Annotated in this window: 11 protein-coding genes; 6 read left to right on the top strand and 5 right to left on the bottom strand. The window is 69.9% G+C overall.

Annotated elements, in window-relative coordinates; genetic code table 11:
- Nucleotides 1-492 precede the first annotated feature (492 nt).
- From HD596_RS22615 to HD596_RS64855, 3 genes are all read left to right on the top strand, one after another.
- Nucleotides 493-1,548, top strand: a complete 1,056-nt coding sequence (locus HD596_RS22615; RefSeq protein WP_185071329.1) for a hypothetical protein — start codon at nucleotides 493-495, stop codon at nucleotides 1,546-1,548.
- 12 nt (nucleotides 1,549-1,560) lie between these two features.
- The gene (locus HD596_RS22610) at nucleotides 1,561-3,399 is read left to right on the top strand and encodes a PQQ-binding-like beta-propeller repeat protein (protein ID WP_185071328.1); all 1,839 of its coding nucleotides are present in this window, start codon (nucleotides 1,561-1,563) and stop codon (nucleotides 3,397-3,399) included.
- Between the two features lie 161 nt (nucleotides 3,400-3,560).
- Entirely contained in the window at nucleotides 3,561-5,003 is a 1,443-nt protein-coding gene (locus HD596_RS64855) for a serine hydrolase (protein WP_185071327.1), read from the top strand.
- 79 nt (nucleotides 5,004-5,082) lie between these two features.
- Here the strand turns inward: HD596_RS64855 and treZ are convergent, their stop codons facing one another.
- From treZ to glgX, 3 genes are read right to left on the bottom strand one after another with little or no spacing between them, the layout of a single operon-like run.
- On the bottom strand, nucleotides 5,083-6,795 hold the full coding sequence (gene treZ, locus HD596_RS22600; protein ID WP_185071326.1) for a malto-oligosyltrehalose trehalohydrolase: 1,713 nt from the start codon (nucleotides 6,793-6,795) through the stop codon (nucleotides 5,083-5,085).
- Entirely contained in the window at nucleotides 6,785-8,914 is a 2,130-nt protein-coding gene (treY, locus tag HD596_RS22595) for a malto-oligosyltrehalose synthase (RefSeq protein WP_185071325.1), read from the bottom strand. Before treY ends, treZ begins: the two co-directional genes overlap by 11 nt.
- A complete protein-coding gene (glgX, locus tag HD596_RS22590) occupies nucleotides 8,907-11,000 on the bottom strand; it encodes a glycogen debranching protein GlgX (protein ID WP_185071324.1) in 2,094 nt (697 codons plus the stop codon). Before glgX ends, treY begins: the two co-directional genes overlap by 8 nt.
- A gap of 159 nt (nucleotides 11,001-11,159) precedes the next feature.
- Here glgX and mscL point away from each other — a divergent pair, with 159 nt between their 5' ends.
- Nucleotides 11,160-11,579, top strand: a complete 420-nt coding sequence (gene mscL / locus HD596_RS22585; RefSeq protein WP_185071323.1) for a large conductance mechanosensitive channel protein MscL — start codon at nucleotides 11,160-11,162, stop codon at nucleotides 11,577-11,579.
- A 75-nt stretch (nucleotides 11,580-11,654) separates the two neighbouring features.
- Complete coding sequence (locus HD596_RS22580) at nucleotides 11,655-12,227, top strand: hypothetical protein (protein WP_246554706.1); 573 nt, start codon at nucleotides 11,655-11,657, stop codon at nucleotides 12,225-12,227.
- Here HD596_RS22580 and HD596_RS22575 read toward each other — a convergent pair.
- Nucleotides 12,224-13,135 (bottom strand): threonine ammonia-lyase, encoded by a 912-nt coding sequence (locus HD596_RS22575; RefSeq protein ID WP_185071322.1) that lies wholly within the window; start codon nucleotides 13,133-13,135, stop codon nucleotides 12,224-12,226. The genes HD596_RS22580 and HD596_RS22575 overlap by 4 nt on opposite strands.
- A gap of 43 nt (nucleotides 13,136-13,178) precedes the next feature.
- On the opposite strand from HD596_RS22575, the gene pip reads away from it, so the two are divergent.
- Nucleotides 13,179-14,150: a prolyl aminopeptidase gene (gene pip, locus HD596_RS22570; RefSeq protein WP_185071321.1), complete on the top strand. Its 972-nt coding sequence runs from the start codon at nucleotides 13,179-13,181 to the stop codon at nucleotides 14,148-14,150.
- Here the strand turns inward: pip and HD596_RS22565 are convergent.
- Nucleotides 14,104-14,652 (bottom strand): phosphatase PAP2 family protein, encoded by a 549-nt coding sequence (locus tag HD596_RS22565; RefSeq protein ID WP_185071320.1) that lies wholly within the window; start codon nucleotides 14,650-14,652, stop codon nucleotides 14,104-14,106. The genes pip and HD596_RS22565 overlap by 47 nt on opposite strands.
- Nucleotides 14,653-14,740: the final 88 nt, after the last annotated feature.

Below are 14,740 nucleotides of genomic sequence, written 5' to 3'. Positions count from 1 at the left end.
GCGGTGCTGGACTGCTGCTGCGGTGGACTGCTGTGGCGGTGGACTGCTGTGGCGGTGGACTGCTGCGGCGGTGGCGGTGCTTTAGGTGTTGAAGTGCTGTCGGTGGAGGCGTTGGGTTGAGGTGCTCCGGGGGTCGGGCTGTCGGGATGCTTTAAGGCGTCTGTCTGTTGGGGTGCTGAGGGTTCAGGTGTCCCGTTGTTGGGGTTGGTGAGGCACTCAGGATCATCGGCGATCGCAGGGGGCTTGGGCGGAGTGGAGCGGGGTTCTGGGGATACGCCTGGGGTTGTGCTCGACCCTGTGGATAACGCTGCGGTCTGAGGTCCGTTCAATCGGCTCCGGTCCACGGTGATCCCTGCCATCTGCGGGGAGAGGGCGGCGTGGGATCGGCTGCGTGGCGTCGCCAGGTGGGTCTGCCTGCCGTTTCAGTGCCGTTTCAGCGCCCGACGCTAGAGTCCCTGCTTTCGGCGGCGGCTTCGACAAGGCGTAGGTTTCATGGTTCTGTTATGGCTGATCATCATCGTCCTGGTGGTCGCCCTTATCATGTCCGCGATCAACCCCGAGCTGGGCCAGAGGGTGTTCGTCTGGAGGCGGCTTCCCCTTGACTCCGCGCGCTGGTGGTCGATCACGGCGCTGGTCGTCCTGGCCGCCGGGATGTTCCTGTACAGGGACGCGGTCACGTACGACCCCTTGCAGAGCCTGATCGAGGAGCGGCGGCAGAAGAATGCCGCGGAGCTGGCGAAGATCGAGCAGGAGACCGCGAAGCTGATCAAGAGCGGTGACGCGCGGGACCTCGGCGTCGCACCGGGCTCGGACGAGCACACCGGCCAGATCATCGGCTACAGCGAAGGCAGCGAAACCGAGTCCGTGCGCATCATCTACAAGGTCTCGATGTGCCCGCATCTCGAGCGGAACATGTTCGACGAGAAAGAGACCCAGATCAGGGTGCGCATCGTCGAGGACCTCCGGTGCGTGGACGACCTGCCCGACGCATCCGTGCCCAGGATCAGCACTCTCGCGCTCAACGCACCGCTCGACGGCCGGCGGGTCATCGCCTGGGACGGCGCCGAGATCCCCAGCTGCGAGGCCGACCCGGAGCGCGTGAAAGCCTGCGACGTGCTGGCACTGGAGCGCGCTTCGAGGGTCAAGAGGGGCCAGGTTCGCGAGCTCGGGCTGAAGCCCAAGTCGGATCGGCTCTCTGGGCACATCATCGGCTACAGGGATTACGTCGACCGTTACGGCAACGTCGACGACAGCAAGGTGACGGTCATCTACACGGTGTCGCCGTGCGCTCGCCGCAGTGACCACGCGGTCGAGGAGAACGCCCGTGAGGTGGTGGTCGGCGTCTTCGAGGAGTCGGAGCGTGACGCCGGTGGACGCCTCGACGGGAAGTGCGCGGATCGCGACAGCTACCGGGCCCTTCCCCAAGACCAGGTCGTCCATCTCGACAAACCGCTCGGCGACCGGCGGCTGGTCGTCCGCGGCGGAGACAGGATCCCCGCATGCGACGCCGATCCGCGGCGGAAGCGGCAGTGCGACGCCGCCAAATGAGGTGGGAGCTTCATGACGCATCCCGACACTGATCGCGACGAGACCCCTTCGGGGCAACTCCCGGAGCGCCGCGCGGCGGGCATGCGCTGGGGTTGGTTCGGCGCGGGGCTCGTGATCGCCGGCGTGGCGGCGGCCGGGTGGGGTCACACCCTGCGCTGGTCGTTGGTCGAGAAGCCGTCGATGGGGACCAACGCCGGGCTCCTCCTGGCGGCAGGGCTGCTGCTGATGCTGATGATCGCGCTGGTCAGGCTCGCTCGCAGAGCCGCCCGTCCCGAGGAGAGCCTGAGTCCCGTCTCGGACGCGGTGGACAGCGTACGGGCGCGGGTCGCCATGGCGATGCTGGTCGTGAGCCCGTTCGCCCTGTACGGCCTGGTCCGCCTGCAACGCGGCTTCATGGGCGGGCTGCCCGAGCCCGGTGACGTCCTGTTCGGCCTCGGCATGACGTTCACCGCGGCCGGGCTCGCCCTGCTGGGCAGGGTCCCGCCCGGCCTGACCAACCGGTCGCTGACGAGCCTGTGCGCGGGGCTGCTCACCGTGGCGGCCGCGGCGCAGGCCGGCCTGCTGGCCGCCGAGACACTGCCGGTCGAGGCCACCATCGCGGCGCCCGCCGCGGCGCCCGTCGCGGCGCCCGTCGCGGCGCCCCCGGGCCCCTCCGGAGCGACCCCCCGCCCCTCCGGGGTGGGTCCACGCCCCTCCGGGGTGGGTCCAGGGTCTGCCATGCCGGACCCCGGTCCCGTCTCGGTGAGCAAGGTCGCCTGGCAGTGGAGCCCGCCGAGCGGCGAGCCCGTCCGGCAGGTGGTGGCCGCGGGCGGGCACGTGGTCGTGCGCGTGTCGGACGGTGTGGTGGCGGTGGACTCCGTCACGGGCCGCGAACGCTGGCACTACCGCCGTCCTGGAGCGGTCACCGTGGAGGTCCTGGCCACCCCGGACGGCGGCATGGTGGCGGTGGAGTTCAGCAGGGTGAGGAACGCGCAGGAGGTCAGGGCCCGGACGGTGCTGCTGGACGCCTACACCGGCGAGGTCCTCTCCGAGCAGGCCCGCGGCTTCCGCCCGGCCGCCGCCTTGACCTCGTACGGCTTCGTCACGGCCTCAGCCCACGACGGAACGGTGGTCGGATGGGGCCTGCCGGACGCCGAGGAGCCCGCCTGGTCGTATCGCCTGCCCAGGGGATGCCATACCGACTTCTGGCGGGCCACCCGGTCAGAGCCCTGGCACGTGAACCTCCGTGACGTGATCGCCCTGCCGGCGTTCTGCGGCCAGAACATCGCGGTGATCGCCCTGGACCCGCGGAACGGGGACGAGGTGTGGCGCTATGAGCGGCCGTGGCCCTACAGCACACCCGACATCTATGCCGAACGCGCGCAGGACGGCAGCGCCCTGTGGCTGACCGTCAGGGACGGCGACAGGATGGTGAACAAGGAGGTGGTCCTGGCTCAGGAGCACGGGGAGGACGTGGGGCCCGCCGACTCGTCCGCGAACGTGTTCCAGGTGTTCACCGCCAACGGATACCTGACCAAGTCGTACGAGAGCGAGCGGGAGAAGTACCGCTGGTACGGCGGCGGCGAGCCGAAGACGGCCGAGCTGCCGGCGCTGGGAGGCGACCCCTGGCGGGTACGGCACCTCCCGCTCAAGGACGGCCTGCTCGTGGCGCAGGCGAAGGTCGAGGTGGACACCGTGACCATCGAGACCCGCGTGGCCGGCTGGGGCACGACCCAGCCGAGGAGCATCTCCTTCGACATGGGCTACCGCCGGATCAGCTACTACCAGGCTCAGGCGCCGAACCTGCTGCCGGTCTCGGGCGCGGTCGTGGTCGCCTACAACGGCGGCACCACCGTCGTCGGCCTCACTTAGAGGCCGACCACGGCTGCCGGCGGGCGCGGCGCGTACGCCATCACCCCGGGGCCGGAGCACCTGAGCTCCGCACGCCGCGACGGCCGCTGCCCGTCTGTCCGTAGATCAAGTAGTTCAGGATATTTCGCGCCGCCGGCTCGCTCGCTGGCTAGAGTGGCGCGGTGAACCTCTCAAGATCCAGAAATCGACGTCGAGGTCTCGCCGGGCTCGCCACCGCAGCCGTACTGCTGGGCGGTTTGGTAGCGCCGCCTCCGGCCGCCGCGGCGGAGGACGGCTCCGCGAGCGTGCTGGCGCATCAGTTGCGCCGGGCTCTTGACCAGTTACAGTTCGAGCAGGTCCTGGACACCAATCCGCCGACCGGCGCCGCTGAGTTGAACGCGCTGCGGCAGGAGAGCGTCGACAAGGAGGCGCGGAAGCCGCCGAAGAAGGCCGACCTGCTCGCGGCCGTCGCGGCGGCCGAGCCGATCTCGCAGCAGCCGCAGATCGACCTGACCGTCATCGAGCTGAACCGGTTGGGCCGCCCCGTCTCCTCGGGCACCGTGCTGATGAGCCCGCAGTATCCGGACGGGAAGGTCGTGCCGGTCGACCGCAACCTGCACACCACCGACGTCCGCTGGCGGCAGTGGGACGACGCCGGCTGGTACGCCAACCACGGCCAGGGCAGCATCGACATCGTGCCGGGCCGCGAGAACGCCTCCATCGACTTCATGAGCCCGTACCCCGCGTCGGTGCTGAAGCTGATGGTGGCCTTCGGGGTGCTGCGCCTGGTGGACCAGGGCCAGATCTCGCTCGACGACACCTACAACTACGAGCCTGTGGCGCCGATCAGCTCGCTGTGCGGGCCGGGCAGCAGCAACACGATCCGCGGCTACCTGGACGCCGCGCTCACCTGGTCGTCCAACAACGCCGCCTGTGCCATGGTCAAACTGCTGCACGACCGCGGCGCGGTCGACGGCCTCAACCAGACCTTCCAGGACCTGGGCCTGGAGACCCTGCAACTGAAGAACACCAACCCGAACACCGGCGGACGCTGGGGCAACCCCGTCACCATGAGCTCGCTCGACACGGCCAAGCTGCTGATGCTGGTCAACGGCGGGCTGGGCACCCTGTGGACGGCTCCCAACGGCACCGGCGTCACCGCCGCGGTCCTCAGCGACGCCTCCCGCGCGTTCTTCAAGGGCAAGCTCGGCGACCAGGGCATGAACGTCACCCTGTCGACCACCAACTGGTGTGGCGCCGCCTACCCCGCTCCGGGCATCCCGCAGCTCACGCCCTCGCGTTGGATCGGCGCCGACGGCACCGTGACCATCCCCGGCCAGGGCATCGCGTACGGCCACGACGTACGGCCGTGCAACGACGCGGCCGAGGTGACGTACGCCCACAAGAACGGCTGGGTGAACAACTCCGGCGCTGACGCGGGCATCGTGAAGGCCCTGCCCGGCAAGGGCGGCCGCACCTACATCGTCACCATGTTCTCCAACCTCGGCTACCAGTACGTGGACTCCAACCGGCCGCCGACGGGCGCCGAGAACGTCTGGTTCACCGAGAAGCTCGCCAAGCTGGGCAAGGTCATCGACGACTACGAGAAGCGTCGTCATCCCTGACCTGTTGGTCCGTGTCGGGCCGAGTCGGGTGGGCGCGCGCCATACCCGACTCGGCCGACCCGACAGGGGGACCGCCCGTCTATGGGTGGGGCTTGCAGATGGCCATGGATTGGGCCGGGAGGCGCAGGGACTCGCCGTCCGCCATGACCGGGTCGTCCGAGGCCAGCAGCACCGTCCCCGAGGGCACCGGCACCGTGGCCGACTCCTGGGCGAAGTTCACCGCCACCGCCAGCGACCCCCGCCACATCACCAGCCACTTCCCCAGCGGATCCACCTCCACCCTGACCCGCTCCATACGCGGGTCCGACAGCTCGGGCAACGCCTTGCGCAGGGCGATCAGGTCGCGGTACCAGCACAGCAGCGACCAGTTCTCCTCCTCCTTCACCTCGCTCCAGTCCAGTTTCGAGCGCAGGAACGTGTCCTCGTCCGACGGGTCGGGCGCGTCCCAGGCGTACCCGAACCCCTCGAACTCCCGCTCCCGGCGCGCCGCCTCGCTCTCCCGCAGCTCGGGCTCCACGTGGTCGGAGAAGAACAGGAACGGCGAGCGCGCCCCCCACTCCTCCCCCATGAACAGCATGGGCGTGAACGGCGAGGTCAGCAGGAGGCCCGCGCCCAGCTTGAGTGCGGGGAGGGGCAGGCGGTCGCCGCCGGGGCGGTTGCCGATCTGGTCGTGGTTCTGGAGGCAGGCGACCAGCCGGTGGCCGGGTACGCCCGTGAAGGGACGGCCGTGGGCGCGGTCGCGGAAGGAGGAGTAGGTGCCGTCGTGGAGCACGCCCGAGGTCAGCACCTTGGCCAGCGCCGGCAGGGCGGCGAAGTCGGCGTAGTAGCCGTGGGACTCCCCGCTCACCGCGCAGTGCAGGGCGTGGTGGATGTCGTCGCACCACTGGGCGGTCATGCCCAGGCCGCCGGCGTCGAGCGAGCGCACCATGCGCGGGTCGTTCAGGTCGGACTCGGCGATCAGGGACAGCGGGCGGCCGAGGGAGCAGGCCAGCGCGTCCACCTCCGCCGACAGCTCCGCCAGCAGGTGCTCGGCGCGGCGGTCGTGCAGCGCGTGCACGGCGTCCAGCCGCAGCCCGTCGATGTGGTAGTCGCGCAGCCACTGCACCGCGTTGCCGATGAAGTACCGCCGCACCTCGTCGGAGCCCGGCCCGTCCAGATTGACCGCATCGCCCCAATAACTGCCCTTAAATCCGGAAAAATAGGGGGCGAAGGGGTGCAGGAAGTTCCCCGACGGGCCGAGATGGTTGTAGACGACGTCCAGGATGACCCCGATCCCGGCCCGATGGCACGCGTCCACGAACGACTTGAGCCCGTCAGGCCCCCCGTACGTCTCGTTGACGGCGTACAGATCCACCCCGTCATAACCCCAGTTCCGCCCCCCGGGCACCGGCGCGACCGGCATGACCTCGACGAAGTCGACCGACAGCTCCACCAGGTGCGGCAGCTTCTCGATGGCCGCCGAGAACGTCCCCTCCGGCGTGAACGTCCCCACGTGCAGCTCGTAGATCACCGCCCCGCGCAGGTCGCGGCCCTTCCACTCGTGGTCGGACCAGGTGAAGCGAGCGTGCTCGTACACGGCGCTCGGCCCGAAGATCCCCTCCGGCTGCCGCCGCGACCGCGGGTCCGGGTACGGCCCGCCGCCGTCCACCTGGTACGCGTACCGCGTGCCGTGCGAGGCCCCCGCCACCTCGACCGACCACCAGCCCCCCTCCCCGCGCGACATCGCGTGGAGCCCGCCCGCGGCGAGCAGTTCGACAGCCGTGGCCCTCGGTGCCCAGACCTCAAAGATCATGTCGCTCCAGCAGTGAGACCGGATACTGACCGAGCAGGTGCGCGAGCGGGATCCGCCCCGTGTACAGGCCGCCGGTGAGCAGGTCCCGCCAGGTCCCGCCGGGGAGCGTCAGGGACGTGGAGCCCCATCCGCACCGGGCCAGGCGCACGGGAAGCCGGGTGGCGACCGCGACGGCCTGCGGCCGTTCCCCGCGGGCGAAGGCGATCACGTGCGACGCCGCCGGCCCCTCCGCCCACAGCGGCCGGTACGGCGCCGCTCCCCCGAGACGGCGGCGCAGCCGCAGCGCCTGCGTCGTCACCAGCAGCTTGGCCGCGTCCCACGCGGTCTCGGGTTTGCGGGGGTACGTCACCGGCCGCCGGTTGTCCGGATCGACCAGCGAGAAGTCGGTCGTCTCGTTGCCCTGGTACACATCGGGCACTCCCGGCATCATGAGCTGCACGAGCTTGGCCCCGAGCGAGTTGGACATGGCATAGGGCTCGATCCGCGCGGTGAACTCGCCGACCGGCTGCCGCACCGCCGCCGCCGCGAACTCCCGCAATCCACGCTCATAGGACGGATCCGGATTTATCCAGGAAATGGCGGTCTTGGCCTCCCGAGCCGCCTTGAGCAGGTACTCCGTGAACCGCTCGACCGAGATCGGCCAGGCCGCCATGAGGTTCTGCCAGCCCAGATAGTCCAGATGGGGATCGAAGCGCACCGAGGCCGACCACGACGCCACCGCGGCGGCCCACTCCTCGGGCAGCTCCGACAGCACCGACAGCCGCGCCCGCACGTCCTCCGACCGCTTCGTGTCGTGCGTGGACAGCGTGGTCATCGTGTACGGCCGCAGCTCGGCGCAGAAGTCGTGGAAGTCCTCCACCGTCACCCCGAACGCGTCCGGCTCCCCGCCCACCTCGTTGAGACACGCCAGCGGATACCACCGGTAGAGCGCCGTGTCCTCCACGCCCTTGGCCATGACGGGCCCGCACGCCTGCTGGAACCGTACGATCGCCTCGTCCGAGCCGTACAGGACCTCGCGGGCCAGCGGCAGCACGGCGGGCGAGCACGCCTCGGCGGCCAGCTCGACGATCTCGACGGACTCGGGCGGCGGCGGCTCGCCGGGCACCACGTAGGCGCGGTAGACCGGCATCGCGGCGAGCAGCTCGCGCACGGCGGCGGGGTCCTGCGCGGCGGCCCTGGCCAGGCGGGCGACCTCGGCGCCGAAGAACAGGTCGATCACCTCGCGCTTGGACTGCGCCATCACGGGCCGGTACTCGGAAGGTTGCCCGGTCATGTCGGCAAAAAGCTGGACGAGTGGAGCCTTGCCGTCGGGATCGACGAAGAGCCCGTTCACCCGGTTGAGCACGTCGTAGCCACTGGTGCCGTCGCAGGGCCAGTCGCTCGGCAGCCGCTCGGGCCCGATGAGGATCTTCTCGACCACGGTCCAGGTCTCGCCCGCCCTGGCGCGCAGCCGTTCCAGGTAGCCCCGCGGGTCGGCCAGCCCGTCGGGGTGGTCGACCCGCAGCCCGTCCACCAGCCCCTCGTCGAGCAGCCAGAAGATCACCTCGTGCGTGGCGAAAAACACCGACGGATCCTCCACCCGCAGGCCGATTAAGGAGGACACGTCGAAGAAGCGCCGGTAGCCGGGCCCCTCGCGCCAGTCGACCAGCCGGTAGTGGCCGGGATAGGGGTAGGTGTGCCCGTGGTAGCGCACCACGTCGCCGTGCACGTACGGCTCGGTGTCGTCGCCGAGCACGGGCAGCGCGACCTTCCCGTCCTGCCAGTCGATGTCGAACCAGCTCGCGTACGGCGAGGCGGGCCCGTCCTTGAGCACGGACCAGAACTGCGCGTTGACCGTGTTCATGTGGTTGGGCACGATGTCCACCACGATGCCCAGGTCATGGGCGGCGAGCTGCTGCGCCATCTCCCTGAACCCCGACGCCCCGCCGAACTCCTCCCTGATCCTGGAGTGGTCGGTGACGTCGTAGCCGTGCCGCGACTCCGGCGTGGCCTGCAGGATCGGCGACAGGTAGACGTGGCTCACGCCGAGGTCGCGCAGGTAGCCGGCGATCTCGGCCACCTGGGCGAAGCCGAAGTCGGGGGTCAGCTGCACCCGGTAGGTGGAGGCCGGCCTAGACACGGCGCAACACCCGCACACTCCGTCCTGGCACCTCGATGGCCTCTCCGCCGCGGCACATCGGCGCGTCGATCATGATCGGCATGGCGGTGTCGATCTCCGTGTGCCACATCTCGCCGTAGTCCTTGGGGATCGTGAACTTGATGGTGTCGTGGTGCGCGTTGAACAGCAGCAGGAACGAGTCATCCCTGATCGGGCGGCCCCGCCGGTCGGGCTCGGTGATGGCGTCGCCGTTGAGGAACACGGCCAGCGACTTGGCGTATCCGACGTTCCAGTCGCCGTCCGTCATCTCCTCCCCGGACGGCGTGAGCCAGGCGATGTCGTTGAGCCCGCGCACCGGCTTGCCGTAGAAGAAGCGCCTGCGGCGGAAGACCGGATGCCGCTTCCGCAGCGCGGCCAGGCGCTGGGTGAACTCCAGCAGCAGCCAGTTCTCCCGCACGTCGGACCAGTCGACCCAGGTCAGCTCGTTGTCCTGGCAGTAGCCGTTGTTGTTGCCCTTCTGCGTGCGGCCGAGCTCGTCGCCGTGGGAGAGCATCGGCACGCCCTGCGACAGGAAGAGCGTGGTGAGGAAGTTGCGTTTCTGCTGCTCGCGCAGCGCCTCGACGGCGTCGCCCGCCGGCCCCTCCTCGCCGCAGTTCCAGGACCGGTTGTCGTCGGTGCCGTCGCGGTTGCCCTCCTTGTTGGCCTCGTTGTGCTTGACGTTGTACGAGACGAGGTCCTGCAGGGTGAAGCCGTCGTGGCAGGTGACGAAGTTGATCGAGGCCGCGGGGCGGCGGCTGTCGTCCTGGTAGAGGTCGCTCGACCCGGTGAACCTGGACCCGAACTCGGGCAGCGTGGCCGGCTGCCCGCGCCACAGGTCGCGGATCGTGTCGCGGTAGCGGCCGTTCCACTCCGTCCACCGCGACGGGAAGTTGCCGACCTGGTAGCCGCCCGGGCCCACGTCCCACGGCTCGGCGATCAGCTTGACCTGCGACAGCACCGGGTCCTGCTGCACCAGGTCGAAGAACGAGCTCAGCCGGTCGACCTCGTGCAGCTCCCGGGCCAGCGTCGAGGCGAGGTCGAAGCGGAACCCGTCGACGTGCATCTCGATGACCCAGTAGCGCAGCGAGTCCATGATCATCTGCAGGACATGCGGCGAGCGCATGAGCAGGCTGTTGCCCGTGCCCGTGGTGTCCACGTAGTAGCGCGGGTCGTTGTCGGCCAGGCGGTAGTAGTTGAAATTGTCGATCCCCTTGAGCCCCAGCGTGGGCCCGAGGTGGTTGCCCTCGGCGGTGTGGTTGTAGACGACGTCGAGGATGACCTCGATGCCCGCCTCGTGCAGCGCCCTGACCATGGCCTTGAACTCCAGCACCTGCCCGCCGCGCTGCCCCTGGCTGGAGTAGCGGTTGTGCGGCGCGAAGAACCCGATCGAGTTGTAGCCCCAGTAGTTGGACAGGCCGCGCTGCTCCAGGATGTGGTCGGTGACGAACTGGTGCACCGGCATGAGCTCCAGCGCCGTGACGCCGAGCTTGGTGAGGTGGTCGAGGATCTCGGGGTGGCCGAGCGCCGCGTACGTGCCGCGCAGGTGCCTGGGGATCTTGGGGTGGCTGACCGTCAGCCCCCGCACGTGGGCCTCGTAGATCACGGTGTCGTGGTACGGCGTCGCGGGCGGCCGGTCGTGCCCCCATCCGAAGAACGGGTTGATCACGATGGACCGCGGCACGTACGGGGCCGAGTCGGCGTCGTTGCGCGTGTCGGGCTGGCCGAACCGGTAGCCGTAGACCGCCTCGTTCCAGGTCACGCCGCCCTCGATGGCCATGGCGTACGGGTCGAGCAGCAGCTTGGCCGGGTTGCAGCGCAGCCCGCGCGCCGGCTCGTACGGACCGTGGACGCGGTAGCCGTAGCGCTGGCCCGGCCCGATCCCCGGCAGGTAGCCGTGCCAGATGAACCCGTCGACCTCGGTCAGCGGCACCCTCGACTCGACGTTGTCCTCGTCGAACAGGCACAGCTCGACGGCGTCCGCGACCTCCGTGTAGAGCGAGAAGTTCGTGCCCGCGCCGTCGTAGGTCGCCCCGAGCGGATAGGGGTCTCCCGGCCAGATCTCGATCATCGAGGCTCCCTTGCGGTCTCTCCCCATGTTCCGTTCCCCCGCTCACCCGGACAAGCCGCTTTGTTCCTTCCCACCCTCACCAGGTCGTTATTCCAGTTGAACGGTGCCAGGGCTCGAAGCATGGTTTGCCGGGGCCGATCCTGGCTACGTGGTGGTGCCATGGGTGGCTTCAAGAAGTTCTTACTCCGCGGCAACATCGTCGAACTCGCCGTTGCGGTGATCGTCGGCGCCACCTTCAGCGGCCTGGTGCAGGCGCTCGTCGCCGACCTGATCACCCCGCTGATCGGCGCCGTCACCGGCGGCAGGCAGCCGAACTTCGCCGAATACTCCTTCACCATCAATGGCAGCCGGTTCAAGTACGGCGACTTCCTCAACCACCTCGTCACCTTCCTGATGGTCTCCGCTGTCGTGTACTGGCTGGTCGTGGCCCCGATGACGCGGCTGGTCGGTCTGCTCGACCGGCACAAGGAGGCCACGACCAAGCAGTGCCCCGAATGCCTCACCGATATCCCCGCCGAGGCCCGGCGATGCGCCGCCTGCACGGTCGAGCTGGTGCCGGATTCGGAGAAGCCCGCGTAACTTTGTCCCGCACGGCTTTCCGGCACATGGGTGCCATGTCGCGCGAGTACGGTGCCCGTCCGTCAAGATGGACCGATGAGCGTTGAGTTGATGGTGTGGGACGAGCCGGTGCCCATCAGCAGGGACCAGGCCCGCGCCACCTATCTGGCGGTCAAGCGGGACTCCCCTGTGACGGGGGAGGCGCCCGACGTCGCCAAGGAGCTGCCCGGGGAGGTCACGACCTACCCGGGCCACGTGCTGGTGACGATGGACCTGGACACGATGGACGAGACGTCCGCACAGGTGTTCACGATCGCGCGGGCGCACGGGCTGGTCTGCTACGACCCTCAGCGCGACCTGGTGCACAACGTGGCGCCCCTGGGGGTCTACGAGGGCATGCAGCTCCACACGGGCGACGGCATGGTCGTCCACGACCCGGACCTCGGCCTGGTCCACGACGTCCTCGCCACGCTGTCGGCGCAGAACCCGTTCGTGGCCCTGGTCAACTTCGGGCGGCACTTCCTGCAGGTGTCACCCGGCTACGAGCTGGAGTACAAGGAGGGCACGCTGATCCGGACCATGGTGCCCGAGCTGGCGGAGGTGCAGGCCGCCTTCAACGAGTACGCCACGGGCGACCGCTCGTTCCTGGCGCGCCACGAGTGGGCCTAGATCACCTGCCTGAACAGCTCGGGGTCCACGTTCCCCCCGGACAGCACGACCACCGTGCGCCCGGCCGCGACCCGGCCGGACAGCAGCGCCGCCGTGGTGACCGCCCCGCTCGGCTCGGCCACCAGCCGGGCCGAGCGCGCCAGGTGCCCCATGGCGGCCCTGATCTCGTCGTCCGACACGGTGACGATCTCGTCGAGCCGGCGGCTGATGTGCGCGAAGGTCAGGTCGGACAGCGCCGTACGCAGCCCGTCGGCGATGGTCCGGAACGTCCGGGCCGTCCCCCACTCCACGGGGTGGCCGGCGGCCAGGCTCTCGGCGGCGTCGGCGGCCAGCTCCGGCTCCACCCCGATCACCCGGACGTCGGGCCGCAGCGCCTTGACGGCCGTGCCGACCCCGGACGCGAGCCCTCCGCCGCCCACCGGCACCAGCACCACCTCGACGTCGGGCAGGTCCTCGACGATCTCCAGCCCGACGGTGCCCTGCCCCGCGATCACCGCCCGGTGGTCGTAGGGCGGCACCAGCGTCAGCCCTCGCTCCGCCGCCAGCTTCCCGGCCACGATCTCCCGCTGCTCGGGCGGCACGACGACGACCTGGGCGCCCCATCCCTCGATGGCCGCCGTCTTCACCCGGGGCGTCCCCTCGGGCACGACGACCACGCACGGCACCCCGAACTCCCTGGCCGCGAAGGCTAGGGCCTGTCCGTGGTTGCCGGACGAGTGCGTGACCACCCCGCCCGGCCGCAGCGAGGCCACGGCGTTGTACGCGCCCCGGAGCTTGAACGCCCCGACGGGCTGCAGGCTCTCGGGCTTCACCCACGCCTCGCCCATCCGCACGAGCGGCGTCCGCACCGCCACGCCCTTGATCCGCCCGGCCGCCGCCCGGATGTCGTCGATCGTCACCAGCTCCATGCGATCACCCTACGGGTCGCCGGATGAGGCAGGATCGGAGACCATGAGAACGCTGTACCCGCCCATCGAACCCTACGACTCTGGCCTGCTGGACGTGGGAGACGGCAACCAGATCCACTGGGAGGTCTGCGGCAATCCCGAGGGAAAACCCGCCGTCATGCTGCACGGCGGCCCCGGCGCCGGGTGCTCGGCCAAGCACCGGCGCCAATGGGACCCGGAGCGCTACCGGATCGTCCTGTTCGACCAGCGCAACTGCGGCCGCAGCCTGCCCCACGCCAGCGACCCCGCCACCGACCTGGCCACCAACACCACCTGGCACCTCGTCGCCGACATGGAGAAGCTGCGCGAGCACCTCGGCATCGACAGGTGGCAGGTCTTCGGCGGCTCGTGGGGCAGCGCGCTGGCCCTGGCGTACGCGCAGCGCCACCCCGACCGCACGACCGAGCTGATCCTGCGGGGGATCTTCACGCTGCGGCCCCAGGAGCTGCACTGGTTCTACCAGGACGGCGCCTGCTACCTGTTCCCCGACCGGTGGGAGTCGTTCCTGGCGCCCATCCCCGCCGAGGAGCGCGGGGATCTCATGGCCGCCTACCGCAGGCGGCTCGAAGGGCAGGACGGGGAGGCCAGGCTGGCGGCGGCCAAGGCGTGGGCGCAGTGGGAGGCGGGCGCGATCACGCTGCTGCCCGACCCGGAGCTCGTCGCGTCGTTCGGCGAGGACAAGCTGGCCGTCTCCTTCGCCCGCATCGAGAACCACTACTTCCACCACGGCGGCTGGTTCGAGCCGGAGCAGCTCATCAGGGACGTCGACAAGATCAGGCACATCCCCGCCGTGATCGTGCAGGGCCGCTACGACGCCTGCACGCCCGCGGCCACCGCCTGGGACCTGCACAGGGCCTGGCCCGAGGCCGACTTCCACATGATCCACGACGCCGGGCACGCCTTCACCGAGCCGGGCATCCTCGACCGGCTCATTGAGGCGACAGACGGGTTCTCGCAAGCCGTACCGCGGGGGTGACCGCCCCCACCACGAGCAGCGCGAACAGCGGCGCCAGCGCCAGGCCGAGCAGGAACCCCGCGGCCACGTCGTGCGGATAGTGCACGCCCACGAAGACGCGGGAGAATGCCATGACCGCGGCCAGCGGCAGCACCACCCACGCGAGCGCCCGCCAGGCGAGCACGAGGGTGGCGGCGGCCCCGGCCGCGATCACGGAGTGGTTGCTGGGGAAGGACCAGTCGCCCGAGGGCGGGCAGGCGGAGATCGTCGTGATCCCGCCCCGGCACGGCCGGTCCTCCCTGATCATGATCTTGGCGACCTCGCTGACGACGTACGCGAACACCACCCCGGCCGGACCCGCGATCACCAGTGCCAGGTCGCGCGCCGGAGCCCGCCACGCCCGCAGCGCGGCCGCCGCGTACAGCGCCACGAACAGGAATAACCCGGCATCCGTCCCGACTTCGGCGAGGGTGTGCAGCCACCCGGGCGTGGTCAGGGCGAAGTCGACGATGTCGCGGTACACGTGTGTCCAATCCGTGAATGGGCAATGGACATGACCTTACGAACTCCCGCCGTCAAATGCCTCGACCATTAGGTCGAATGTCAGGAAA

This window comes from Nonomuraea jabiensis, assembly GCF_014204795.1.
Classification (GTDB): Bacteria; Actinomycetota; Actinomycetes; order Streptosporangiales; family Streptosporangiaceae; genus Nonomuraea; species Nonomuraea jabiensis.
Note: the sequence above shows the minus strand (reverse complement) of the source record. Positions and strands in the feature narration are given on the sequence as shown.

What these genes read in the sequence shown, in the direction of transcription:
- mscL (WP_185071323.1), top strand. Translation starts at nt 11,160, where the DNA reads ATGGGTGGCTTCAAGAAGTTCTTACTCCGCGGCAACATCGTCGAACTC.
- treZ (WP_185071326.1), bottom strand. Translation starts at nt 6,795, where the DNA reads ATGATCTTTGAGGTCTGGGCACCGAGGGCCACGGCTGTCGAACTGCTC.
- glgX (WP_185071324.1), bottom strand. Translation starts at nt 11,000, where the DNA reads ATGATCGAGATCTGGCCGGGAGACCCCTATCCGCTCGGGGCGACCTAC.
- pip (WP_185071321.1), top strand. Translation starts at nt 13,179, where the DNA reads ATGAGAACGCTGTACCCGCCCATCGAACCCTACGACTCTGGCCTGCTG.
- HD596_RS22580 (WP_246554706.1), top strand. Translation starts at nt 11,655, where the DNA reads ATGAGCGTTGAGTTGATGGTGTGGGACGAGCCGGTGCCCATCAGCAGG.
- HD596_RS22615 (WP_185071329.1), top strand. Translation starts at nt 493, where the DNA reads ATGGTTCTGTTATGGCTGATCATCATCGTCCTGGTGGTCGCCCTTATC.
- HD596_RS22610 (WP_185071328.1), top strand. Translation starts at nt 1,561, where the DNA reads ATGACGCATCCCGACACTGATCGCGACGAGACCCCTTCGGGGCAACTC.
- HD596_RS22575 (WP_185071322.1), bottom strand. Translation starts at nt 13,135, where the DNA reads ATGGAGCTGGTGACGATCGACGACATCCGGGCGGCGGCCGGGCGGATC.